Raw genomic sequence first — 22125 nt, 5'->3', positions numbered from 1 at the left:
ATCAGCCAATGCTGATCGGCGGCAACTCGGTCAAGGTCACGACTTGCTGCTTACGCGGCGCCAGGATCTCTGCTTCGCCGTCCACCACCAGCTCATCACGCTGGTTGAACACGCGGGTGGCGATACGAACGCGGAATTTCGGCAGCTTTTCGAGGATTTCCAGGCGCACGGTCAGGGTGTCGCCAATCTTCACCGGCTTCTGGAAGCTCATTTGCTGGCCGATGTAGATGGTGCCCGGCCCAGGCAATTCGCAGGCCACGGCCGCGCTGATCAGGGCGCCGCTGAACATGCCATGGGCGATACGCTCCTTGAACATGGTCGCCTTGGCGTACTCGGCGTCCAGGTGCACCGGGTTGTGGTCACCGGACATCGCGGCGAACAGCTGGATATCGCGCTCTTCCACCAACTTGCTGTAGCTGGCGGTCTGGCCGACTTCGAGGGCTTCGTACGGGGTGTTGGTTACCTGGGTCATCTAAAGGTGCATCCTGTGGCTAATCGGTAATTTAATTGACTGATTTTAAACGATAAATTATTCGCAGCGGGCCGGCCTGCGCAGTGTCAGCGCCTGGTCGAGCCACGCCAGCACATCCGCTGTGACAGCGTCGCGGTTGGTTTCGTTGAACACTTCATGGCGCGCCTGCGGGTAGACAGTCAGCTGCAGGTGCTGGCAGCCGGCGTCGCGCCAGGCGTCGGCCAGACTGTTGAGACGCTTGCCCTCACTCACCGGATCACATTCGCCGCCCATCACCAGAATCGGCAGGCCCGGATCGATCTGCGCGAGATTGGACGCTTTGCTAATCTGCTGCAAGCCGCCGAGCAGGTCGATCCAGAGCTGATTGGTGCAGCGGAACCCGCAGAGGGGGTCGTTGATGTACTTGTCCACCTCATCCGGGTCGCGGCTGAGCCAGTCGAACGCGGTGCGATTGGGCCTGAAGGCTTTGTTGAACGAGCCAAACGACAGGAATTCGATCAGCGCACTGCGCCCGCGCAAGCCCTGGCGCAGGCGCTCTATGCGTGCAATCACCCGAGCGGCGCGATAGAGCGCCACGGGTTGGAAGTTCGAGCCGCTGAGAATCGCCCCATGCAGGCTGGCGCTGTGGTGCAGCAGGTAGGCCTGGGCGATATAGCTGCCCATGCTGTGGCCCAGCAGAATGATCGGCAACCCCGGCTGCTGCTGGCCGATATGCTGGTTGAGGCTGGCCAGGTCGCCCACCACTTTGTTCCAGCCATCCGTCTCGGCGTACAGGCCCAAGGTGCCTTCGTCGGCGGTACGGCCATGACCACGCTGGTCCAGCGCATACAGGCCGTAGCCGGCACCGCACAGGGCCTCGGCCAGGCGTGCATAACGCCCACTGTGTTCAGCCATGCCGTGGGACAGCATCACCACGGCCTTGGCGGGGCCCTCGGGCATCCATTGATTGACGTACAGGCGGCTGCGGTCATTCGCGGTCAGCCAGAAGGTGCTGTGGTTCATGGCGCTTCCTTTGCTCAGGGTCGTTGCAGTGTATAGCTCATCTATTGAGGGGGCGGGTATCAGCCTACGCATCAGCGGCAAGATTCATACAATCAATGACACGATTTAGCGTATTTGCCTGTTTGGCCATAGCTGCTAACGTCCCCAAAGCTCCGCTTTTTATAGCGTTAGGAAAGCGGCCGGACACACTCAGGTAAGAGGACAAGAATAATGCAACCTGATTTCTGGAATGACAAACGCGCGGCGGGCGTTCCCAATGACATCGACCTGTCGGCCTACAAGTCGGTGATCGAGGTCTTCGAGCGTTCCTGCAAGGCTTTTGCCGACCGTCCGGCATTCAGCAACATGGGCATCACCCTGACTTACGCCGAGCTTGAGCGCCAGAGTGCGGCGTTCGCCGGTTACCTGCAACAACACACCGACCTCAAGCCGGGCGACCGCATTGCGGTGCAGATGCCCAACGTGCTGCATTACCCGATTGCCGTGTTCGGCGCCTTGCGCGCCGGGCTGATCGTGGTCAACACCAACCCGCTGTACACCCCGCGCGAGATGCGCCACCAGTTCAAGGACGCCGGCGTGCGTGCGCTGGTCTACCTCAACCTGTTCGGCTCGCGCGTGCAGGAGGTGTGCAGCGACACCGAGATCGACTACCTGATCGAAGCCAAGATGGGCGACTTCATGCCCGCCGCCAAGGGTTGGCTGGTCAACACCCTGGTCGACAAGGTCAAGAAGATGGTCCCGGCCTACAGCCTGCCGCGCGCGGTGTCGTTCAAGCGCGCCTTGCACATGGGCGCGGGCCTGGGCGTGACGCGCCACCCGGTAACCCTGGACGATATCGCCGTGCTGCAATACACCGGCGGCACCACCGGCCTGGCCAAGGGCGCGATGCTGACCCACGGCAACCTGGTGGCAAACATGCAACAGGTACGCGCCTGCATGTCCCAGACCGGTGAGGACGGCCACCCGCTGATCAAGGAAGGGCAGGAGGTGATGATCGCGCCGCTGCCGCTGTACCACATCTATGCGTTTACGGCGAACTGCATGTGCATGATGGTCTCGGGCAATCACAACGTGCTGATCACCAACCCACGGGACATCGGCGGCTTTATCAAGGAGCTGAAAAAGTGGCGTTTCACCGGGCTGCTGGGGCTCAACACGCTATTTGTGGCGTTGATGGACCATCCTGATTTCAAGTCCCTGGATTTCTCCCACCTCAAGCTCACCAACTCCGGCGGCACCGCACTGATCAAGGCCACCGCCGAGCGCTGGGAGCAGATCACCGGTTGCGCCATCGGCGAGGGCTACGGTCTGACGGAAACCTCTCCGGTGGCCAGCACCAACCCCTACGGCAACAAATCCCGCCTGGGCACCGTGGGCATCCCGGTGCCGGCCACGGCGATGAAAGTGATCGATGACCAGGGCGTCGAGTTGCCACTGGGCGAGCGCGGCGAGTTGTGCATCAAGGGCCCGCAGGTGATGAAGGGCTACTGGCAGCAACCAGCCGCGACCGCTGAGGCGCTGGACGCCGAAGGTTGGCTCAAGACCGGTGACATTGCAGTGATCGACGAGGATGGCTTTGTGCGCATCGTCGACCGCAAGAAAGACCTGATCATCGTCTCGGGCTTCAACGTCTACCCCAACGAGATCGAAGACGTGGTGATGGCCCACCCGGCGGTGGCCAACTGCGCGGTGATCGGCGTGCCGGACGAGCGCACGGGGGAGGCGGTGAAGCTGTTTGTGGTGGCGCGGGCCGAGGGGGTGAGCCTTGAGGAGTTGAAGGCCTACTGCAAGACCAACTTCACCGGGTACAAGGTGCCCAAGCATATTGTGCTGCGCGAATCGTTGCCGATGACGCCGGTGGGCAAGATTTTGCGGCGTGAATTGCGCGACATCGCCTGACCATGAATTGAAATGCAATAAAAGTGTGGGAGCGGGCTTGCTGTGGTGAGCGGGCTTGCCCCGCGCCGGACTGCGCAGCGGTCCTCATTGATTTGCGGTGAACCTGTCGGGGGACAAGCCCCCTCACCACAGCAAGCCCGCTCCCACATTCGTCTTGTGTTGCCATGAAAACCCTATTCCAGAGCGTTTTTCGCAGGCAATTAGGTGTTGTTTAAAGTGTGACCGAATATTGTAGGACAGTCGCGTTTATGACCACGGGGCCCATCTTTGGCTCTAGGCGACCTTTGGCAAAGCTGCTACTCTCGGCGCGCTTTGTGACGTCTCGGCCTGCTTGAAAGCGCCAGATTCACCTAAAAAAACATACACCAATAATAATCGCATCAAATGCGATGATGAATTCGCGTCGCTGACGTCGCTGAGGAGTGGGCTTCCATGAACGAAGACTTTTGGAAGGATAAGTACCCCGCCGGGATTGCTGCACAAATCAATCCAGACGAGTATCCGAATATTCAGGCGGTACTGAAGCAGTCCTGCCAGCGCTTCGCCAACAAACCGGCTTTCAGCAACCTGGGCAAGACCATCACCTACGGTGAGTTGTACGAATTGTCCGGCGCCTTCGCCGCGTACCTGCAACAGCACACCGACTTGAAGCCCGGCGATCGCATCGCCGTGCAACTGCCCAACGTCCTCCAGTACCCGGTTGCCGTGTTCGGCGCGATCCGTGCCGGCCTGATCGTGGTCAACACCAACCCGCTGTACACCGCGCGGGAAATGGAACACCAATTCAACGACTCCGGTGCCAAGGCCCTCGTCTGCCTGGCCAACATGGCGCACCTGGCGGAAAAGGTCGTGCCCAAGACCGCCGTCAAGCACGTGATCGTCACCGAAGTTGCCGACCTGTTGCCGCCGCTCAAGCGCCTGCTGATCAACAGCGTCATCAAGTACGTGAAAAAAATGGTCCCGGCGTATCACTTGCCCCAGGCGATCAAATTCAACGACGTGCTGGCCAAGGGGCACGGCCAACCGGTCAACGACGCCAGCCCGGCCAGCGGCGATGTGGCCGTGCTGCAATACACCGGCGGCACCACCGGCGTGGCCAAGGGCGCGATGCTCACCCACCGCAACCTGGTCGCCAACATGCTGCAGTGCAAGGCACTGATGGGTTCCAACCTCAACGAAGGTTGCGAGATCCTGATCACGCCGCTGCCGCTGTATCACATCTATGCGTTCACCTTTCATTGCATGGCGATGATGCTGATCGGCAACCACAACATCCTGATCAGCAACCCGCGCGACCTGCCGGCGATGGTCAAGGAACTGTCGAAGTGGAAGTTCAGCGGCTTTGTCGGCCTGAACACCCTGTTCGTGGCGCTGTGCAACAACGAGGCGTTCCGCAAGCTGGACTTCTCCGCGCTGAAAGTCACCCTGTCCGGCGGCATGGCCCTGCAATTGGCCGCCGCCGAGCGCTGGAAGGCCGTGACCGGTTGTGGCATTTGCGAAGGCTACGGCATGACCGAAACCAGCCCGGTGGCCACGGTGAACCCGATCCAGCACATCCAGATCGGCACCATCGGCATTCCGGTGCCGTCCACCGTGTGCAAAGTCATCGCTGACGACGGCACTGAACTCGCCCTGGGTGAAACCGGCGAGCTGTGCGTGAAAGGCCCGCAAGTGATGAAAGGCTACTGGCAGCGCCAGGACGCCACCGACGAGATGCTCGACAGCGAAGGCTGGCTCAAGACCGGTGACATCGCGATCATCCAGCCCGACGGCTATATGCGCATTGTCGACCGCAAGAAGGACATGATCCTGGTGTCGGGCTTCAACGTGTACCCCAACGAGCTGGAAGATGTACTGGCAGGCCTGCCGGGCGTGTTGCAGTGTGCGGCCATCGGTGTGCCGGACGAGAAGTCCGGGGAACACATCAAGCTGTTCATTGTGGTCAAGCCGGGCGCGACCCTGACCAAGGACCAGGTGATGGAGCACATGCGCGCCAACGTCACCGCCTACAAGGTGCCCAAGGCCGTGGAATTCCGCGATGCGTTGCCGACCACCAACGTGGGCAAGATCCTGCGGCGTGAGTTGCGTGATGAAGAGCTGAAGAAGCTCGGTCTTAAAAAGTAACCCATAAAAAACCCCGCCGAAGCGGGGTTTTTTATTGAAGGGGGTTACAGGGCGAAATGCGCGAAGCTCACGTTAGCACCTGTTGGCCGCACATCCTTCAAGAACGAGTCCTTGTCGGCACTCAGCTCCAGCGTGATCTCCGGCTTGCGCTTGTTCGCATTGCGCACCACCAACCCTTCGATGTGCTCACGCAAAAACGCGGTCGGCACCTTCAGGTGCAGCAACTGGTCAGTCTCGGCGTTGTGCATCAACAGATGGATCCACTCGTACTGGCCCACGGCAATACGGCCCACCGGCAGGTCGAACCACCAGATGTTGCGTTTGCGGTCCAGGTCGGTGAAGTGGCAGTTGTTGACGCCGAGTACGGCACCGCCCAGTTCGGTGTTTCGGCGGGCGATGGCCTGTGCTTTATTGAGTTTCATAACCTTCCTACGGGATCTGTTATTCAGCGTTTGAGCCTGAATGTGCCGGGCATTCTCAGGGGTTGGCGGCAAAACATAAAGCCAAACCTGCGGCTGGCGATGAAATGCGTGGGCAAAAATAATTGAAACTCTGCCGAACAGCCTCGGGTCAATCTTTAGGTAATGACCAAAACCCTTGATTGTTCTTACGGAGAAATACCATGGGCAGCACAGCGGATAAGGCAAAAGGTTTGAAAGACGAAGCCGTCGGCAACATCAAGCAAGGCGTCGGCAAAGTCACCGGTAACGACAAACTGCGCGCTGAAGGCGTGGTGCAGGAAAAGAAAGGCCAAGTCGAAAAAGCAGTTGGCGACACCAAGGACGCTGTAAAAAAAGCGACCAAGTAAACGCGCTTTCAAGCAGTCCAAACGGCCATCCACGGATGGCCGTTTTTATGTCACATGCTGTGATTAAAGTTTCGAAATTGTTTCAAGGTCGCCAAATAGGCTACCTTGATGTAGAAAACGGCCCCTGAGTCGCCCACGAACTCAACCTTTTTGCGGCGAAAGGAGACGCTATGATTTTTCCGGTTCTCGATGGGCTCAAGCTGCACAAAGTGCTGCTGCGCACCGTCAAGGAATTCGTCGATGACGAAATGCCCACCTACGCCTCGGCACTGGCCTACCAGATGCTGTTCTCGCTGTTTCCCTTCCTGCTGTTCCTGATTGCCCTGATCGGTTTCCTGCACCTGCCGGACTTCTTCACCTGGCTGCGCCTGCAGTCGGAACTGGTGTTGCCGCCCCAGGCCCTGGAGCAGGTCAACCCGGTAATCGACCAGTTGCAGCAATCCAAGGGTGGCCTGCTGTCGGTGGGTATCGTGATCGCGCTGTGGACGGCCTCGGCCGGCGTGCGCCTGATGATGAGCGCGATGAACGCCGCCTACGATGTGGTTGAAGGCCGGCCGATCTGGAAGCGCTTCCCGCTGTCGATTTTCTACACCGTTGGCATCGCCGGCATGTTGCTGGCCGCCGCCGCGCTGATGGTGCTGGGCCCGCAAGTGATGGAATGGCTGGCCGGTCAGATCGGCATGCAGGAATTCGTGGTGACCTTGTGGACCATCCTGCGCTGGCCGTTGATCGTGATTCTGCTGATGTTCGCCGTGGCCCTCATGTACTACGTGATGCCCGACGTCGAGCAGAAATTCCGCTTCATCACCCCAGGCTCGGTGCTGGCGGTGGTGGTGTGGATCGTCGCGTCGCTGGGTTTTGGCTACTACGTCAAAACCTTTGCTGACTACAACGCCATGTATGGCAGTATCGGCGCGATCATCGTGTTGCTCCTGTACTTCTACATTTCCGCCGCCGTGCTGTTGCTGGGTGCGGAGATGAACGCGGTGATCGAGCACATGTCCGCCGAGGGCAAGGATCCGGGTGAAAAAGAGTTCGATGAACCCGGCCACACCGATGAAAAACAGCACGTCTCAGGCCTCGGCCGGGACCACTCCAAGCCCACTGCCGATGAAGTCTGAGCGATGATCCGTGAAATCCTGAAAATGGGCGACGAACGCCTGCTGCGCATCGCACCTCCGGTCCCACCGGAAATGTTCGACAGCCCCGAGCTATGGCAATTGATCGACGACATGTTTCAGACCATGGAACACGTGGGCGGCGTCGGCCTGGCCGCACCGCAGATCGGTGTCGACCTGCAATTGGTGATTTTTGGCTTCGAGGCCAGCGAACGCTACCCGGACGCGCCGCCGGTGCCGCAGACGATTTTGATCAACCCACTGATCACACCACTGAGCCCGGTGCTGGAAGAGGGCTATGAAGGCTGCCTGTCCGTGCCGGGTTTGCGGGGGGCGGTGGACCGTTACCAACAGATTCGTTATGAGGGTTTTGACCCAAAGGGCGAGCCGATTGTGCGCATCGCCGAGGGCTTTCATGCGCGGGTGGTGCAGCATGAGTGCGATCACCTGATCGGCCGGTTGTATCCGTCGCGGATTACCGACTTCACCAAGTTCGGCTTTATCGAAGTGATGTTCCCGGACATGGATCCCACGGCTGACGACTGACCCTGCAGCTGAATGTGAGGCTGCTTGTTGTAGTGAGCGGGCTTGTTGTGGTGAGCGGGCTTGCCCCGCGCTGGGGCGCGAAGCGGCCCTAAAACCTGCCACCGAGTTTTGTCTGAATGAACGCGGTGGGTTTGTTGGGGCCGCTTCGCAGCCCAGCGCGGGGCAAGCCCGCTCACTACAGAAAAGCGATACTTCAATGTTTGTTAGTGGCCGGGTTTGACGAACCGCAACGTCATCCGATCCGACTCCCCGATCGCCACATACTTCGCCTTATCCTGCTCGCCCAATCTCAGCGTCGGCGGTAACGTCCACACGCCTGCCGGGTAATCCTTGGTGTCCTTCGGATTGGCATTCACCTCGCTCTGTCCCGCCAGCTTGAACCCGGCATCGGAGGCCAGCTTCACCACCTGTGCGGTGGTCAGGTAGCCGCTGTCCTTGATCGCTTCCAGATCCGCCCCATCCTTGGCCCGGTGATCTTCCACGCCCAACACGCCGCCCGGTTTCAGCACCTTGTAGAACGCACTGAACGTGGCCGGCGCAGTGCCTGCCTCGACCCAGTTATGCACATTGCGGAAGGTCAGTACGGCATCCGCCGAAGCCGGCTTGCCGAACACCGGCGCCTTGGGGTCGAACTCGACCACCTCAGCCTTGGCGTAGCGAGCTGGATCAGCCGCGAACTTCTTTTTCAGGTTCTCTTCAGACGTACGCGCGTAGGCGCTGCTGCTCGCCGCCTGCACGGCGGCGATGTAATGCCCATGCTCATTGAGCAACGGCGCCAGCAGTTCGCTGTACCAACCGCCACCGGGGGTAATTTCGATCACCGTCTGCTTGGCGCCCAGGCCAAAGAACTCCAGCGTCTGTTGCGGATGGCGATAGCTGTCGCGGGCGCTGTTGGCCGGGTCGCGCCAATTGCCGGCGAGCGCGCTCTGGTACTGCTTGGCGGTAATGGGCGCGTCGGCTGCCTGGCCCAAGACTGGAACGAGCAGGGCGGTGAGGGAGAGAGCTGCAAGCGTCGTTTTCATGATCATCCTGTAAAGGGCCACTGTGCCGCCGAGGCTAGCATGGGCCCTGCAGGCGCCGATCACACATTATCTGCGGTCGACCTTACCAAACGATCTAAGCCCATCGCGATCATGGGTTTGTTGCGCTTGTAGCGTACCCAGCGTTCGCTGAGGGATTGCGGCAGCACGGTGTCCTGGGTGAAGCCCATGCGTTGATACAACCCTTCCAGGTCTGGATGACACAACAACCACAGGGTGCCGTCGACATCGGCAACCGCGGCCTCAATCACCCGCGCCGCCAGCCCTTGGCCGCGATAGGCCGGGTCAACGAACACCCCGGTCAGCCATTGCCCTCCCACCACCGGCGTCAGGCACAACCCGGCGACGATCTCTGCGTCCCGCGCCACCCACAAACGCCCACCCTTGAGGGCCTTCATCGACGAATTGTGGTTGCGGTAAAACTTGTTCAGCAGCGGCCACAACGGCTCTGCCAGCGGTTCGATGTTCAATTCGGGCATGGTGTTCAGGCAGCGTTATCCAGGGCCTTGGATTATAAGCGCCTTCTGCCGGGCAATAGGTGGTATACCCAGTGCTACATCCCCTGTCAGTGGAGCATGCATCATGGCCAAAGGTATGGATTCAAAGAAAGCCGCGAAGAAAAAACCGGCAAAGACCGCCGATGAAAAACGCGCAGACAAAAAGGCCAAGAAGTCTGAAACCGGCCTTTTCGGTCACTGAGTTACAAGCTTAGAACCAAACGATCTGCAAGATTTTCCCGCGCCATTGCACAGAGCAGGAAACACCTGCTCTGAGCGGCTGATGGCAAACTACCTTGATCTGACCCAACGCCGGGAAATCGAAGCCCTGGCCAGCACCTTTATCGCAAGAACCGAATGGCCGACCTGGCTGCTGCTGATCGGCGTGTACGCCGGTTGGTTTGCCGTGATCCTGGGCAGCCATTGGCTGGGCCTGGGGTTGAGCCTCTTGCTGCTGATTCCAATCGTGACGCTGTGGCTGTCGGTGCAACACGAATTGCTCCACGGCCATCCCACCCGTTCGTTGCGGCTCAATAAACTGCTTGGTTACGCGCCCTTTGCTGTGTGGTACCCGTACACGCTGTACCGCGACAGTCACTTGCTGCACCACAACGACGAAGACTTGACCCTGCCGGGCATCGACCCGGAAAGCCGTTACCTCAACCAGCAGCAATGGGACAACAGTTCGTTGTTCGAGCGTGGCGTGCATTGGCTGACCAAGACGGTTCTGGGTCGCTTTGTGTTGGCCGCCCCCTTGGCAATCGGGCGTTTGGCCCGGCATGAATTCCGGCGCCTGCCCCAAGTGTGGCCGATGTGGCTGGCCCATGGCGTCGTCACCGTGTTGATGCTGAGTTTCATCGCCCATTACAGCGCGCTCTCGGTGTGGCATTACCTGCTGCTGGTCAGCGTGCCGGCCTTGTCCCTGGCGTCGATCCGTTCCTACTATGAACACCGCCCGCACCCGCAGCCGGAGCAACGTACCGTGCTCAACGAAGCGTCCTGGCCGTGGACCTGGCTGTTCCTCAACAACAACCTGCACCTGGTGCACCACGACCTGCCGAAACTGCCCTGGTACTTGCTGCCCACGGTCTACCGGGCCCGACGTGAGCAATGGGTGGCGCGCAGCGGCGGCTTCCTGGTGCAAGGCTACGGCCAGTTGATCAGCCGCCACGGCCTCAAGGCCATCGACAGCCCCCGGCACCCTTTTGCGTGAGAGATGACCATGAGTGACCACTATGCCGAGCTGCTGATGTACGTCGCGCCCGAGCCGATCGAGCAGGCCAACCAGCAGTGGATTGCGCGCATCCTCGACCACCTGAACCTGGGGCGGCGCAATGCCGATCACCTCGACCTGCACGGTCTGTGGCTTGCGCCTGAATTGCTCCTGACTCAGACCTGCGGTTATCCGCTGATGACCCAGCTGCGCGGCCAGGTCCGCGTCATCGGCCGCCCATGCTACGAGTTGCCCCATAGCAGCCAAGGCGAGCATTGCAGCCTGTTGCTGACTCGCGATGACAACCCACGCCGCACCTTGGCGGACTTCTACAACAGCCGTGGCGTGATCAACGGCCACGATTCCAACAGCGGCATGAACCTGCTGCGCGAACGCCTGGCCCCCTTGCAACGCGACGGGCGCTTCTTCGCCAACGTCGCCATCAGCGGCGCCCACCGCGAGAGCCTGCGTTGGCTGCGCGAAGACCGCGCCGACCTGGCGGCCATCGACAGCGTTACCTACGACTACCTCGCCCGTTTTGCGCCGCAGGAAGTGGCGGCGCTGCGCATCGTCACGCGCAGTGCACCGAGCCCGACCTTGCCCTATATCGGTCCAGTGGGCTTGAGCGATGAACAGGTCGTTCAGATCCGTCAGGCCATGAACCAGGCACTGCTGGATTTACCGCAGGTGGCCGAGACATTGGGCCTGCAAGCCGTACTGCCCGCCAGAGAAGACGACTACCAGGTGCTGTTGGGCTACCAGCAACAAGCCGCCAGCGCGGGCTACCCAGCACTTCAATAAGGTTATATAAAAATGCCTTTTAAATATTATTAAAGAATAAGCAGCCTTGCTAGGATCGCTCCACCGGAACACCGGACATAACGCGCAACCTACTCAGATGGAGCCACTATGTCCGGCGCCGACACTTCTCACAGCGATTACGTGGGCGGATTGTTCCGCAGTCATTACGACTGGCTGTGCAGCCGTTTGCACCGCCACCTCGATTCTCGTGCCCACGCCGAAGACATCGCCGCCGACACCTTCGTCCAGCTGCTGAGTGCGCCGGGTGTGGTGCCCATCCGCCAGCCGCGTGCGCTGCTCACCACCATCGCCCAGCGGCTGATGTATCAACTGTGGCGCCGGCGTGATCTGGAACGGGCCTACCTCGACGCTCTGGATAACGACGAAACCTCCACCGCGCCCTCTCCCGAAGAGCTGGCGCAAATGCTTGAAGCCCTGCAAGCCATCGACCAGCTGCTCGACGGCTTGCCGGCCAAGGTCAAGGCGACCTTTTTGCTCTCGCAACTCAATGGCCTGACCTACCCGGAGATCGCCAGCGAACTGGGGATTTCCCAGCGCTCGGTCAGTGACTACATGACCCGCGCCTTCAACCGCTGCCTGCGGCTGTGCCTGGAATGAGCGACGAGCTGATCGACAGCGCCACGCGCTGGTACGTGCTGTTGCGCTCCGGCCAAGCCACTGCGGGCGACTGGCAGCGCTATGAACAATGGCGCGCCGCCGACCCGCGTCATGACGCCCTGTGCCGACAGTTGGAAACCCGCTTGGGGGTGTTCCAGGTTCCCCAGGCGCAAGGGGTGAGTGGCAAGGTGCTGCAACAGGCGCTGGAGGCGCCGTCCAGTCGACGGCAGGTGTTGCAGGTCGCGCTGGCCGGTGCTGGTGTGGCGGTTGGCGCGGTGTTGTTGGCCAAGCCGCTGGGCTTGCCATTGACTGAACTGACGGCGGATATCCGCACCGGCACCGGCGAGCGCCGTACCGTCGCGTTGGACGATGGCAGCGAATTGCTGCTCAACGCACAAAGCGCGGCCGACATCCAGTTTGATCCGCAACGCCGGCTGATACGCCTGCGCGAGGGCGAGTTGCTGGCCAAGGTCGCCAGCGACCGCATCCGACCGTTTTTGATCCAGACCGACCAGGCGCGTCTGCGCGCCGACGGCACCCGTTTCCTGGTGCGTGAACGGCAAGGGCAGGGCCAGGTGGTTGCCCTCAACGGCGCAGTGGAAATTGACGGCCAGCACGGCGAACGCCTGCAACTCGCCGCCGGCCATGAAGTGCATTACGACCGCGCCGGATTCGGCCCGGTGCAGGCCAGCTCCTCCGGGGCCACGGCCTGGGTCGACGGCTTCCTGCAAGTGCGCGACCGGCCACTGGCCGAAGTCATCGACGCACTGCGGCCCTATCACAATGGCGTGCTGCGCCTGGACCCCGCTGTGGCGGGCCTGCGCGTCAGCGGCTTGTATCGGCTCGACAACCCCCAGCAAATCCTCGACACCCTGGCGCGCACCTTGCCGATCCACATCACCCGCCGCAGCGGTTTTTGGGTGACCGTCAATGCTGCGTGACCTCGGTTCTATCGACATAACCAAACGATCTGCAAGTTTTCCCCCCGCCGTCCCACATCACTCCCGTAAGCGCTGCGGGGAGCAGCGCCGTCGAGTTTCCTTGGGGGGAGCCAAAGTGAATCAGTTCAACCGTGTGCCGCTTCGAACCTTTGCCCTGGTGCCGTTCGCCAGCCTGTTGTTGTCGTTTGCCGCGAGTGCCGAGGAGGCGCGCCAGGTCTATCACATTGCACCTGGCCCGTTGGATGAAGTGCTGCTGAGCATCAGCCGCCAAAGCGGCCAGGTGATCTCGTTTACGCCGCAGTTGGGTAACTATTCCTCGGCCAGCGTGGACGGTTCTCTGTCGGCGCAACAGGCGGTGGACGCCGCGCTCAAGGGCACCGGCCTGCAAGTCCAGGTGAGCCCGGACGGCGCGTTCATCATCAAGGAAGGCGCGAGCAAAAACGCGACCAGCAACGTCAACGCGCAAACCCGTGCAGCGCAAGCACCGACCCTGGACCGCGTGGTCGCCATCGGCACCCGGCGCAGCGACGCCACCGCCTTGACCAGCGCCGCGCCGGTGGATGTGATCAACGCCGAAGAACTCAAGCAGACCGGCGCCACCAGCCTCAACCAGGCGCTGTTCCAACTGCTGCCGTCGTTCAACTTTCCGCAGAACCAGAGCGCCACCCGTGGCCAGAACCCCAAGGGTGCGTCCCTGCGTGGCTTGGCGCCGGACCAGACGCTGGTGCTGATCAACGGCAAGCGCCGTCATGCCTCGGCGGTGGTGAACATCTCCGGTGGCGTGCCGTTCATTGGCGCGCAGCCGGTGGACCTGGACATGATCCCCATCAGCAGCATCGACCACGTCGAAGTGCTGCGCGATGGCGCCTCGGCGCAATACGGCTCGGATGCGGTGGCGGGCGTGGTCAACATCGTGCTCAAGGAGCGTGACAGCGGCGGCCAGGTCAACACCCAACTGGGCAAATACGCCCAGGGCGACGGCTTCAGCAAAACCACCGACGGCTGGTACGGCCTGGGGTTGCCGGGGGATGGTTTCCTGACCCTGAGCTTCAACACCCTCAACAACAAACCCACCGACATTGGCGACAAATACGTCGCCGACGGCCAACTGCAAGACCCGCGCTGGGGCGGTGCCGGGCGCGATAAATTCAACCTGGCGGCCAACGCCGAAGTCGGCCTGAGCGACCAATGGCGCCTCTACAGTTTCGCCACCTTTGGCCAGGACAAATCGGTAAACAACACGCCGCCGTTGCTGGCGAATAATCCGAATAACGTGCAGGGCATTTACCCCAACGGCACCATTCCCAAATACCGCTACCGCTATGAAGACGGCGCACTCACCGTCGGCACCCGCTATGAAGACGACACGCTTGGCCGCTTTGACCTCAGCGCCACCTACGGTCGCGACAAGCACGATGAACTGGCCTTCAACACCGTCAACCCGAGCTACGGCCTGAACAGCCCGACCAAGTTTGACGTGGCGACACTGGTCAACGAGCAGACCAACCTTGGCCTGGATTACGCCAAGGACCTGGACGTCAACTGGTCGAGCCATCCGCTGACCGTCTCGGCAGGCATTGCCTACCGCCATGAGCAGTATCGTCTGGAGGAGGGCGACTACGAGTCCTACTCCTTTGGCGGCATCAACGGTGTGCAGGTCGGCGCGGTGCAAGCCTCCGGTCTCACACCAGACGACGCCGGCACCTATAAGCGGGATGTCGGCGGCGTTTACTTTGGCCTTGAGCACCAGCTCACCGACAAATTCCAGGTCGGCCTGGCGGGGCGTACCGAGCACTACTCGGACTTCGGTTCGGCCACCACCGGCAAGCTCTCGGCGCGGTATGACTTCACGCCGCAGGTGGGCTTGCGCGCCACGGTGAACAACTCCTTCCGTGCGCCGACCCTGGGCCAGATCGGCACGTCGTGGACCACCACCACCAACGTCGACATCAACGGCAACCCGGTGCTCACGCGCATGTTGCCCGCCGACAACCCGGCCGCCCGTGCGCTGGGCGCCGAGCCGCTCAAGCCCGAGAAGTCCACCAACTACTCACTCGGCTTGGTGCTGCGTCCGGTCGAAAACGCTTCATTGACCATCGACGCCTACCAGATCTCGATTCGTGATCGCCTGCTCTACAGCGGCGGTATTTCCGGGCCGCGTGCCGAACAGATCCTGCAACAAGCCGGGTTTGGCCAGTACACCTGGGCGCAGTTCATGACCAACGCGGCCAATACCCGCACCCGTGGCGTCGACATCGTCGGCAAGTACAACCTGGACCTGGCGCAGTACGGCGCGTTGAGCCTGTCGGCCGGCTACACCAAGGCGCGCACCACGATCGAGAAGGTCCACGAAAACCCCAACGGCTTCGACATCCTCACCCGCGAAGCCCGTGGCTTCCTGGAACACGGCTACCCCGAAGACAAACTGGTGCTCGGTGCGACCCACCGCATCGGCGCATGGACCATCGCCCTCAGCGAAACCCGCTACGGCGAATACCGCAAATACGCCGCCAGCGAAGCCAACGCCCAGTACGACCAGACCTTCGGCGCACAGTGGAACACCGACCTGGACGTGAACTACGCCTTCACTAAACAACTGCGCTTGTCAGTCGGCGCCAACAACCTGTTCGACAGCAAGCCCGACGACTTCAACACCCGCCTGCGCCAGACCCCGGGCCAGCAGTACAGCTACCTGTCGCCGTCGGCGCCGGAAGGGGCGTTTTACTACACGCGGCTCAGTTATGACTTTTAACGAACATCACCGCACAACTATGAGGTTGCCGATGAAGCATCTGAAAAAACTCCTGGGCGGTGGTCTGCTGGCCCTGAGCCTGCTGACCCCAGCCGCCCACGCCGCCGAAGCTGTCAAACCCATTCACTTCGGTGACATCACCTGGGAAAGCGGCAGCCTGATCACTGAAGTGCTGCGCCTGATCGTCGAGAAAGGCTACGGCCTGCCGACCGACACCTTGCCCGGCAGCACCGTGAGCCTGGAAGCCGCCCTGGCCAAGGACGATATCCAGGTGATCGGTGAAGAGTGGGCCGGGCGCAGTCCGGCGTGGGTCAAGGCGGAAAACGAAGGTAAGGTATTCGGCCTCGGTGACACGGTCAAAGGCGCCACTGAAGGCTGGTGGGTGCCGGAGTTCGTGATCAAGGGCGATGCCGCGCGCGGTATCAAGCCCCTGGCGCCGGACTTGAAGTCGGTGGCCGACCTGCCGCGCTACAAGGACGTGTTCCGCGACCCCGAAGACCCGAGCCGTGGGCGCTTCCTCAACAGCCCAACCGGCTGGACCTCGGAAATCGTCAACAGCCAGAAACTCAAGGCGTACAAACTCACTGACAGCTTCGTCAACTTCCGCACCGGCTCTGGCGCGGCGCTGGATGCCGAAGTCGCATCGTCGATCCGTCGTGGTAAACCCGTGTTGTTCTACTACTGGTCGCCGACGCCGCTGTTGGGGCGGTTCAAGCTGGTCAAGCTGGAAGAGCCGCCGTTCAACGCCGAAGCCTGGAAGACCCTGTCCGACGCGAAAAACCCCAACCCCATTGGCACCCGCTCGATGCCGGCGCGCCTGGCCATTGGTGTGTCGGCACCGTTCAAGGCGCAGTACCCGCAACTGGTGAGCGTGTTTGAAAAGGTCGACCTGCCGATTGACCTGCTTAACGGCATCCTCGGGGAAATGAGCGAGAAACGCACGCCGCCCCGCCAAGTGGCTGAAGCCTTCCTCAAGGACCATCCAGACGTCTGGCAACAATGGGTGCCAGCCGATGTGGCGGCCAAGCTGAAGGGGGCGCTCTGATGCTTAAAATCTTCGCTGCTGCGGTACTTTCACTGGTTGCCGCTCAGGTTCTGGCGGCCGAACCGGCCACGTTGCGCATCGGCTACCAGAAAAGCTCTGTGAGCATGGTGCTGGCCCGTGAGCACAAACTCTTCGAGGACGCGTTGCCCGGTACCCAGGTGCAGTGGATCGAGTTCCTCGGCGGCCCGCCGCTGATCGAGGCGCTGAACGGCGGCAGCCTGGACATCGGCAATATCGGTGACATCCCGCCAATCTTCGCCCAGGCCGCAGGCATCGATTTGCAGTATTTCGCCGTCGAACCCAACGAGGGCAAGACCGAAGCGGTGTTGGTGCCCAAAGCCAGCAGCGTGCAGAGCGTGGCCGAACTCAAGGGTAAACGCGTGGCGCTGCTCAAGGGCTCCAGCGCCCACAACCTGTTCCTCAAAAGCCTGCTGCGCGCCGGTTTGCAATGGAAGGACGTGAACGTGGTGTACCTGTCGCCGTCCGATGGCCGCGCTGCGTTCGAGCAAGGCAAAGTCGACGCGTGGGTGGTGTGGGACCCGTACTACTCCGCGGCCGTGGTCGACGGTTCCGCCCGCGTGTTGGGCGACGGCCAGGGACTCAATCCGGCGGGCAGTTTCTTCGTGGTCAGCAGCCCATTTGCCAAGCAATATCCGCAGTCCATTGGCGCGATCATCAAGACGTTGGCCAAGGCGCAGCGCCTGTCCCTCGACCAGCCCGAAGACAGCATCGCGCTGATGGCCAAGACCCTGGGCTTGCAACCAGCGGTGGTCAAAAGCTACTTCGAACACCGCTCGCCCGCGCCGATTCGCCCGTTGGAAGCGGTTGACGTCGGCAACCAGCAACGCACTGCCGACCTGTTTTTTGCTAACGGCCTGATCCCGAAAAAGGTCGATGTGCAGCAGGCGGTATTCAAGGCGCCCTAATGAGCGGGCTTTTTTGTGGTGAGCGGGATTTCTGTGGTGGAGAGGCTTTTTGTGGTGAGCGGGCTTGCCCCGCGCTGGGCTGCGAAGCAGACCCAAAACCTGTCACGCGGTGTGCCTGAAGTAACGCGGTGGCCTGAATAGGGGCCGCTTCGCAGCCCAGCGCGGGGCAAGCCCGCTCACCACAACAAGCAAGCCCGCTCGCCACAAGGTAAAGCGCACTCATCCAAAATTAATCAGTGAGCAGACCATGCAACCGATCTACATCGATTTTCTCAACGGCCTGGACATCGACGAACTGGGCCTCACCAACGAAGAAATCCTCACCGCCATCGAAGCCAGCCTGGCGATCCAAGGCCGTGGCGAGGCGGTGATCGAGCCGCGTACCCACCTGATTCCCGGCGGTGAGATCAACGGCCACTTCAACGTATTGCGCGGTGTACTCGGCGGCGATATCGGCTATGCCGGCGTCAAAGTGGTGGGGGATTTTGTCGACAACTACCGCAAGGGTTTGCCCTCGGAATTGGCCATCCTCAACCTGCTGGACCCGGCCACCGGGATTCCCAAGGCGATCCTGGATGCCTCGGCGATCACCGATATGCGTACCGGTGCGATTACGGCCATCGGCGCCAAATACCTGGCCCGGCCCGACAGCAAGGTGCTGGCGCACATTGGCGCGCGCGGCACGGCGTATTGGAACGTGCGCTTGCTGGATCACCTGTTCGACTTCGACGAAATTCGCGTGCACTCACGCCGCAGTGAAAGCCGCGAAGCCTTCGCTGAGCGCTTGCGCAAGGACCTGGGAAAACCCGTGATCGTCACCGACGATTGGGCGTCCACCGTGCGTGGCGCCGACATCGTGGTCGAGGCGTCGCGCCTGGACCAGCCCGAGCCCTTGTTGCGCACCGAGTGGATCAAACCCGGCGCCTTTGTGGTGCCCTACGGCACCATGAGCGCGGTGGAATTGTCGCTGACCGACATCATGAGCAAGCTGGTAGTCGATGATTGGGGCCAGTGCAAAGGCGGGCTTTTTGGCGCGCTACGTGCCCATGTCGACGCTGGAAAACTCAGTGCCGAAACCCTGCATGCCGAGCTGGGCCAGATCGTGGCCGGCTTGAAAACCGGCCGGGAAACCGCCGAGGAAACCATCCTGTTCTGGCACCGTGGCCTCAGCCTCAGTGATATCGCGCTGGGCCATGCACTGCTGGAAAAAGCCAAGCGCCTGGGGATTGGCCAGCGGTTGCGCTGGGCATGATTCACTTCGATCCCCAAGGTTTAGCCCTGGCAGATTTGCTGGCGATTGCCCGGCAGGATGTGCCGGCGGATTTCTCTGTGCAGGCCCGTCAGCGCATCGATGAAGGCCACCAGTTGTTGGTGAAACTGGCGGCTGAAGGCACGCCGATTTATGGCGTAAATACCGGCCTCGGTGCAGCGGTGGATACGCCGGTGGCGCCCGTGCAGGCGAGTATTCCGTTGGGGCGCGCGGTGGGTGTCGGACGTTTGGCCAATCGTCAGGAGCTGCGCGCCATTACCGCCGCGCGGCTGGCAGGATTGGCTCAGGGGCGTTCGGGTATTTCAGCGCAAGCTGCGCAGGCGTTGCTGGATTTACTTAACTCGGGTGCCGAACCGCAAGTGCCGTTACTCGGCTCGTTGGGCGAGAGCGACCTGGCGCCGTTGGCACACTTGAGTCTGTCGCTTTCGGTGCCATTGACCGGAAAGGACGGGCTGGCGCTGGTCTCAGCGAATGCCGCCAGTGTCGGGCTCGGCGGATTGCTGGTCGCCGAGGCACAGCAAGTGTTGGCAGCGGTGCTGGCGGCGCTGGCGTTGTCGTGCGAGGGCTATCGGGCCAACCTCAGTCCGTTCCAGCCATGGGCTTCGCGCCTGCGGCCGGCACCGGGGCAAACCGAGCAGTCGGCGGCGTTGTTGCAGTTGCTGGCGGGCGGTGAGCTGGCGGACAGCCCGCGTCGTCTGCAGGACCCCTTGAGCTTCCGCTGTGCCACGGTGGTCCAGGGTGCGGCGCAGCAGGCGTTGCAGCAGTTGCATGAGCTGGTCGAACTGGAATTGCGCAGCGGTGCGGATAACCCGGCGTTGATCAGCGAAGCGTCGCTTGTGTTAGCCACGGCGAATTTCGACAGCACCCACTTGGCGCTGGCCGCTGAAGGCTTGGGCCTGGCGCTCAATCGAGTAGCCGCATGCAGCGCCGAACGGATTGCCAAATTGCTATCGCCGGCTTCGAGTGATCTGCCGCGTTTCCTGATCACTCAACCCGGTCATGTCGGTATGGCCGCCTTGCAGCGCACCAGTTCGGCGTTGGTCGCGGAAATCGGGCATCTGGCCAATCCACTGCCGGCGGTGAGCGTGCCGGTGGCGGACCGTGTTGAAGACTATGCGGGCCAGGCGCTGGCCGTGGTCGACAAGACCCGTCGCTTGACCGAGCGGGTGTTGTGGCTGGCCAGTATTGAACTGATTGTTGCCGCGCAGGCGGTGGACTTGCGCGGCGAGCTACGTTTAGGTGAAGGCGCTCGGCAGATCCATGAAACCGTGCGTAGCCAGGTGGTCCACCTGGACCAGGATCGCTCGGGTTCGGTGGATGTGCTGGCGTTGAGTGCCTTCATCTCGACTCATGGGTTTTCGGCGGCCAACGCCGCAATCACCGCCGGTCGCTCACCCACCCGCTGCTGAAACGCCGCCAGCGCCGGCCACTCACCCAAATCAATCGCGTGAAACGCCGCCCAACGCAGCACCACGAACAGGTAGGCATCCGCCACCGAGTATCGCGCACCCAACAGGTAATCCTGGCGCTCCAGCGTCTGCACCAGCACCGCGAAGCGCTTGAACAGGGTGGCCTGGAATGAGGCCTTCACCTCGCCCTGGATCGCGCCGTTGAAGAACACCGCCAAGCCGCCATGAATCTCGGTGGCGATGAAGTTCAGCCATTCCTGCAGACGCACGCGTTCCCAGCTGCCAGTGGCCGGCGCCAGGTCTGCGGTGGGTTTCAGGTCGGCCAGGTATTGCAGGATCGCGCTGGCTTCGGTCAGCACCTGGCCGTTGTCCAGTTTCAGCGCAGCAACGTAGCCCTTGGGGTTGATCTGCAGGAAGTCGTCGCCGTCGGCGGTGGTCTTGGCTTGGTTATCCACCAGGACCAGGTCGAACGGCAGCGCCAATTCGCGCAGCACGATATGCGGGGCGAGGGAACAGGCGTGGGGGAAGAAATACAGTTTCATCTGGGGCAGCTCCGTTGAATTTGCGCCAGTCTCGCGGGCGTGGCACCGTGCGTAAAATTAAACGTTCAGACCCCCGCCATAAGGACAGCTACTGCCATGATGAACCTGATGCACTGGCGCTTGCTGGTGGCCGTGGCCGATCACGGCAGCATCACCGCCGCCGCCGAGCGCGTGGGCATGACCCAATCCGCCGCCAGCCAGGCCATGGCCGGTATGGAGGCGACGCTGGGTGCGCAGTTGTTTACCCGTGAACCGCGCAAAACCCTGCCCACCGCCTTGGGCTTGAGTGTGATCGAGCAGGCACGGGTGATGCTTGGGGCCTTGCAGGCGATTCGCAGCACCGTGGACGAAGCCAGACCGATGCTGCGTGGGACGATTCGCATCGCCAGTTTCCCCATGGTGCTGGCGACGTTTCTGACACCCGCTTTGCAGCGTTTTGCGCAGCTCTATCCCGGTATCGAGGTCACCACCCTGGATGTCACTGACAACGAAGTGCTCACCCTGCTCGACACTGGCCTTATCGATTTAGGCGTGGTGCTCAACCCCGCGCCCGAGCGCAACGCGACGGTGCTGGGCCGTGACTTATGGACGGCCGTGCTGCCAGTGGCGCATGCGCTGGCGCAACGCCCGGCGGATGCCACGGTGTCGCTTGAGGAACTGCTTGAGCAGCCTTTCGTGCTGGCTACCGGTGGCTGCACCGCCAATGCCCGCAGCCTGGGCGCCGCGGCAGGCCTGACCCTGCGCGATATCCGCGTTGAGGTGCGTGAATGGAACAGTGCCTTCAGCCTGGTGCGTGAGGGCGTCGGCGTCACACTGGTGCCGGAAATGGCCTTGCCGGTTCAGCGCAAGGGCCTGCGCGTGATGGCCTTGGATGTGCCGCTGCACCGCGAATTTGCCTTGGTCGGCTCGCCGGACCGCCCACCGTCAGCCGCCGCCCTCGCATTGTTAAAAATGCTGGCTGACTAGTGGCCTTGCATAGCGCCAAGCCCTGTCTATGCTCACCCAGAACCGTTGATGACGCTTGGCATATAAAGCGATTTGGATGGTTATTTCCCCATGAAGGTGTGCCAGCAATATCCAACAAATGAATGGAATGCGCCTT

Annotated in this window: 21 protein-coding genes; 15 read left to right on the top strand and 6 right to left on the bottom strand. The window is 61.6% G+C overall.

Going from position 1 to position 22125, the window contains the following annotated elements:
• Window position 1: 1 nt before the first annotated feature.
• Both OZ428_RS26615 and OZ428_RS26610 read right to left on the bottom strand, forming a co-directional pair.
• Complete coding sequence (locus OZ428_RS26615) at window positions 2–472, bottom strand: MaoC family dehydratase (protein WP_010208208.1); 471 nt, start codon at window positions 470–472, stop codon at window positions 2–4.
• 57 nt (window positions 473–529) lie between these two features.
• Window positions 530–1474, bottom strand: coding sequence for an alpha/beta hydrolase (locus tag OZ428_RS26610; protein ID WP_269131838.1), 945 nt, complete (start codon window positions 1472–1474; stop codon window positions 530–532).
• A 210-nt stretch (window positions 1475–1684) separates the two neighbouring features.
• Here OZ428_RS26610 and fadD2 point away from each other — a divergent pair, with 210 nt between their 5' ends.
• Together fadD2 and fadD1 are read left to right on the top strand one after the other, a co-directional pair.
• Entirely contained in the window at window positions 1685–3373 is a 1689-nt protein-coding gene (gene fadD2 / locus OZ428_RS26605) for a long-chain-fatty-acid--CoA ligase FadD2 (protein WP_038850559.1), read from the top strand.
• A 432-nt stretch (window positions 3374–3805) separates the two neighbouring features.
• On the top strand, window positions 3806–5497 hold the full coding sequence (fadD1, locus tag OZ428_RS26600) for a long-chain-fatty-acid--CoA ligase FadD1 (protein WP_038850560.1): 1692 nt from the start codon (window positions 3806–3808) through the stop codon (window positions 5495–5497).
• 44 nt (window positions 5498–5541) lie between these two features.
• Here fadD1 and OZ428_RS26595 read toward each other — a convergent pair whose 3' ends face one another.
• Complete coding sequence (locus OZ428_RS26595; protein WP_033896314.1) at window positions 5542–5919, bottom strand: hypothetical protein; 378 nt, start codon at window positions 5917–5919, stop codon at window positions 5542–5544.
• A gap of 200 nt (window positions 5920–6119) precedes the next feature.
• Here OZ428_RS26595 and OZ428_RS26590 point away from each other — a divergent pair, with 200 nt between their 5' ends.
• The 3 genes from OZ428_RS26590 (at window position 6120) to def (ending at window position 7969) form a co-directional block, all read left to right on the top strand.
• Entirely contained in the window at window positions 6120–6305 is a 186-nt protein-coding gene (locus OZ428_RS26590; RefSeq protein ID WP_016973106.1) for a CsbD family protein, read from the top strand.
• Window positions 6306–6475: 170 nt separating this feature from the next.
• On the top strand, window positions 6476–7426 hold the full coding sequence (locus OZ428_RS26585) for a YihY/virulence factor BrkB family protein (protein WP_016975971.1): 951 nt from the start codon (window positions 6476–6478) through the stop codon (window positions 7424–7426).
• Window positions 7427–7429: 3 nt separating this feature from the next.
• On the top strand, window positions 7430–7969 hold the full coding sequence (gene def / locus OZ428_RS26580; RefSeq protein WP_016975972.1) for a peptide deformylase: 540 nt from the start codon (window positions 7430–7432) through the stop codon (window positions 7967–7969).
• Between the two features lie 203 nt (window positions 7970–8172).
• Here the strand turns inward: def and OZ428_RS26575 are convergent, their stop codons facing one another.
• Together OZ428_RS26575 and OZ428_RS26570 are read right to left on the bottom strand one after the other, a co-directional pair.
• Window positions 8173–8991: a class I SAM-dependent methyltransferase gene (locus OZ428_RS26575; protein ID WP_269131836.1), complete on the bottom strand. Its 819-nt coding sequence runs from the start codon at window positions 8989–8991 to the stop codon at window positions 8173–8175.
• A gap of 59 nt (window positions 8992–9050) precedes the next feature.
• Window positions 9051–9488 (bottom strand): GNAT family N-acetyltransferase, encoded by a 438-nt coding sequence (locus OZ428_RS26570; RefSeq protein ID WP_061449333.1) that lies wholly within the window; start codon window positions 9486–9488, stop codon window positions 9051–9053.
• Between the two features lie 301 nt (window positions 9489–9789).
• Between OZ428_RS26570 and OZ428_RS26565 the strand changes: the two genes are divergently transcribed.
• The 9 genes from OZ428_RS26565 to OZ428_RS26525 all read left to right on the top strand — a co-directional run bounded on the left by OZ428_RS26565 (window position 9790) and on the right by OZ428_RS26525 (window position 20481).
• Window positions 9790–10719: a fatty acid desaturase gene (locus OZ428_RS26565; RefSeq protein ID WP_269131835.1), complete on the top strand. Its 930-nt coding sequence runs from the start codon at window positions 9790–9792 to the stop codon at window positions 10717–10719.
• A gap of 9 nt (window positions 10720–10728) precedes the next feature.
• Window positions 10729–11520: a phosphate/phosphite/phosphonate ABC transporter substrate-binding protein gene (locus tag OZ428_RS26560; RefSeq protein ID WP_269131834.1), complete on the top strand. Its 792-nt coding sequence runs from the start codon at window positions 10729–10731 to the stop codon at window positions 11518–11520.
• 108 nt (window positions 11521–11628) lie between these two features.
• Complete coding sequence (locus tag OZ428_RS26555) at window positions 11629–12138, top strand: sigma-70 family RNA polymerase sigma factor (RefSeq protein WP_016975977.1); 510 nt, start codon at window positions 11629–11631, stop codon at window positions 12136–12138.
• Window positions 12135–13079 (top strand): FecR domain-containing protein, encoded by a 945-nt coding sequence (locus OZ428_RS26550; protein ID WP_269131833.1) that lies wholly within the window; start codon window positions 12135–12137, stop codon window positions 13077–13079. The genes OZ428_RS26555 and OZ428_RS26550 overlap by 4 nt, the downstream gene beginning before the upstream one ends.
• A 115-nt stretch (window positions 13080–13194) precedes the next feature.
• Window positions 13195–15831, top strand: coding sequence for a TonB-dependent receptor (locus tag OZ428_RS26545; RefSeq protein WP_269131832.1), 2637 nt, complete (start codon window positions 13195–13197; stop codon window positions 15829–15831).
• A gap of 31 nt (window positions 15832–15862) precedes the next feature.
• The gene (locus OZ428_RS26540; protein WP_038850570.1) at window positions 15863–16876 is read left to right on the top strand and encodes an ABC transporter substrate-binding protein; all 1014 of its coding nucleotides are present in this window, start codon (window positions 15863–15865) and stop codon (window positions 16874–16876) included.
• On the top strand, window positions 16876–17802 hold the full coding sequence (locus tag OZ428_RS26535) for an aliphatic sulfonate ABC transporter substrate-binding protein (protein ID WP_269131831.1): 927 nt from the start codon (window positions 16876–16878) through the stop codon (window positions 17800–17802). The genes OZ428_RS26540 and OZ428_RS26535 overlap by 1 nt, the downstream gene beginning before the upstream one ends.
• A 247-nt stretch (window positions 17803–18049) precedes the next feature.
• Window positions 18050–19054 (top strand): ornithine cyclodeaminase family protein, encoded by a 1005-nt coding sequence (locus OZ428_RS26530; RefSeq protein ID WP_269131830.1) that lies wholly within the window; start codon window positions 18050–18052, stop codon window positions 19052–19054.
• Complete coding sequence (locus OZ428_RS26525) at window positions 19051–20481, top strand: aromatic amino acid lyase (protein WP_269131829.1); 1431 nt, start codon at window positions 19051–19053, stop codon at window positions 20479–20481. Before OZ428_RS26530 ends, OZ428_RS26525 begins: the two co-directional genes overlap by 4 nt.
• Here the strand turns inward: OZ428_RS26525 and gstA are convergent.
• On the bottom strand, window positions 20421–21023 hold the full coding sequence (gene gstA, locus OZ428_RS26520; protein WP_061449327.1) for a glutathione transferase GstA: 603 nt from the start codon (window positions 21021–21023) through the stop codon (window positions 20421–20423). The genes OZ428_RS26525 and gstA overlap by 61 nt on opposite strands.
• Before the next feature lie 96 nt (window positions 21024–21119).
• On the opposite strand from gstA, the gene OZ428_RS26515 reads away from it, so the two are divergent.
• Window positions 21120–21989 carry a LysR family transcriptional regulator gene (locus OZ428_RS26515; RefSeq protein WP_269131828.1) on the top strand — a complete coding sequence of 290 codons (870 nt, stop codon included), beginning with the start codon at window positions 21120–21122 and terminating at the stop codon, window positions 21987–21989.
• Window positions 21990–22125 lie beyond the last annotated feature (136 nt).

It is taken from the genome of Pseudomonas sp. GXZC, from assembly GCF_026967615.1.
GTDB classification, from domain to species: Bacteria; Pseudomonadota; Gammaproteobacteria; order Pseudomonadales; family Pseudomonadaceae; genus Aquipseudomonas; species Aquipseudomonas azotoformans_A.
The sequence above is the reverse complement of the archived record's forward strand: the minus strand, read 5'-3'. Positions and strand labels throughout refer to the sequence as shown.

Excerpts from the sequence above, each read along its gene's own strand:
- OZ428_RS26615 (WP_010208208.1), bottom strand. The coding sequence starts at position 472 with ATGACCCAGGTAACCAACACCCCGTACGAAGCCCTCGAAGTCGGCCAG.
- OZ428_RS26610 (WP_269131838.1), bottom strand. The coding sequence starts at position 1,474 with ATGAACCACAGCACCTTCTGGCTGACCGCGAATGACCGCAGCCGCCTG.
- fadD2 (WP_038850559.1), top strand. The coding sequence starts at position 1,685 with ATGCAACCTGATTTCTGGAATGACAAACGCGCGGCGGGCGTTCCCAAT.
- fadD1 (WP_038850560.1), top strand. The coding sequence starts at position 3,806 with ATGAACGAAGACTTTTGGAAGGATAAGTACCCCGCCGGGATTGCTGCA.
- OZ428_RS26595 (WP_033896314.1), bottom strand. The coding sequence starts at position 5,919 with ATGAAACTCAATAAAGCACAGGCCATCGCCCGCCGAAACACCGAACTG.
- OZ428_RS26590 (WP_016973106.1), top strand. The coding sequence starts at position 6,120 with ATGGGCAGCACAGCGGATAAGGCAAAAGGTTTGAAAGACGAAGCCGTC.
- OZ428_RS26585 (WP_016975971.1), top strand. The coding sequence starts at position 6,476 with ATGATTTTTCCGGTTCTCGATGGGCTCAAGCTGCACAAAGTGCTGCTG.
- def (WP_016975972.1), top strand. The coding sequence starts at position 7,430 with ATGATCCGTGAAATCCTGAAAATGGGCGACGAACGCCTGCTGCGCATC.
- OZ428_RS26575 (WP_269131836.1), bottom strand. The coding sequence starts at position 8,991 with ATGAAAACGACGCTTGCAGCTCTCTCCCTCACCGCCCTGCTCGTTCCA.
- OZ428_RS26570 (WP_061449333.1), bottom strand. The coding sequence starts at position 9,488 with ATGCCCGAATTGAACATCGAACCGCTGGCAGAGCCGTTGTGGCCGCTG.
- OZ428_RS26565 (WP_269131835.1), top strand. The coding sequence starts at position 9,790 with ATGGCAAACTACCTTGATCTGACCCAACGCCGGGAAATCGAAGCCCTG.
- OZ428_RS26560 (WP_269131834.1), top strand. The coding sequence starts at position 10,729 with ATGAGTGACCACTATGCCGAGCTGCTGATGTACGTCGCGCCCGAGCCG.
- OZ428_RS26555 (WP_016975977.1), top strand. The coding sequence starts at position 11,629 with ATGTCCGGCGCCGACACTTCTCACAGCGATTACGTGGGCGGATTGTTC.
- OZ428_RS26550 (WP_269131833.1), top strand. The coding sequence starts at position 12,135 with ATGAGCGACGAGCTGATCGACAGCGCCACGCGCTGGTACGTGCTGTTG.
- OZ428_RS26540 (WP_038850570.1), top strand. The coding sequence starts at position 15,863 with ATGAAGCATCTGAAAAAACTCCTGGGCGGTGGTCTGCTGGCCCTGAGC.
- OZ428_RS26535 (WP_269131831.1), top strand. The coding sequence starts at position 16,876 with ATGCTTAAAATCTTCGCTGCTGCGGTACTTTCACTGGTTGCCGCTCAG.
- OZ428_RS26530 (WP_269131830.1), top strand. The coding sequence starts at position 18,050 with ATGCAACCGATCTACATCGATTTTCTCAACGGCCTGGACATCGACGAA.
- OZ428_RS26525 (WP_269131829.1), top strand. The coding sequence starts at position 19,051 with ATGATTCACTTCGATCCCCAAGGTTTAGCCCTGGCAGATTTGCTGGCG.
- gstA (WP_061449327.1), bottom strand. The coding sequence starts at position 21,023 with ATGAAACTGTATTTCTTCCCCCACGCCTGTTCCCTCGCCCCGCATATC.
- OZ428_RS26515 (WP_269131828.1), top strand. The coding sequence starts at position 21,120 with ATGATGAACCTGATGCACTGGCGCTTGCTGGTGGCCGTGGCCGATCAC.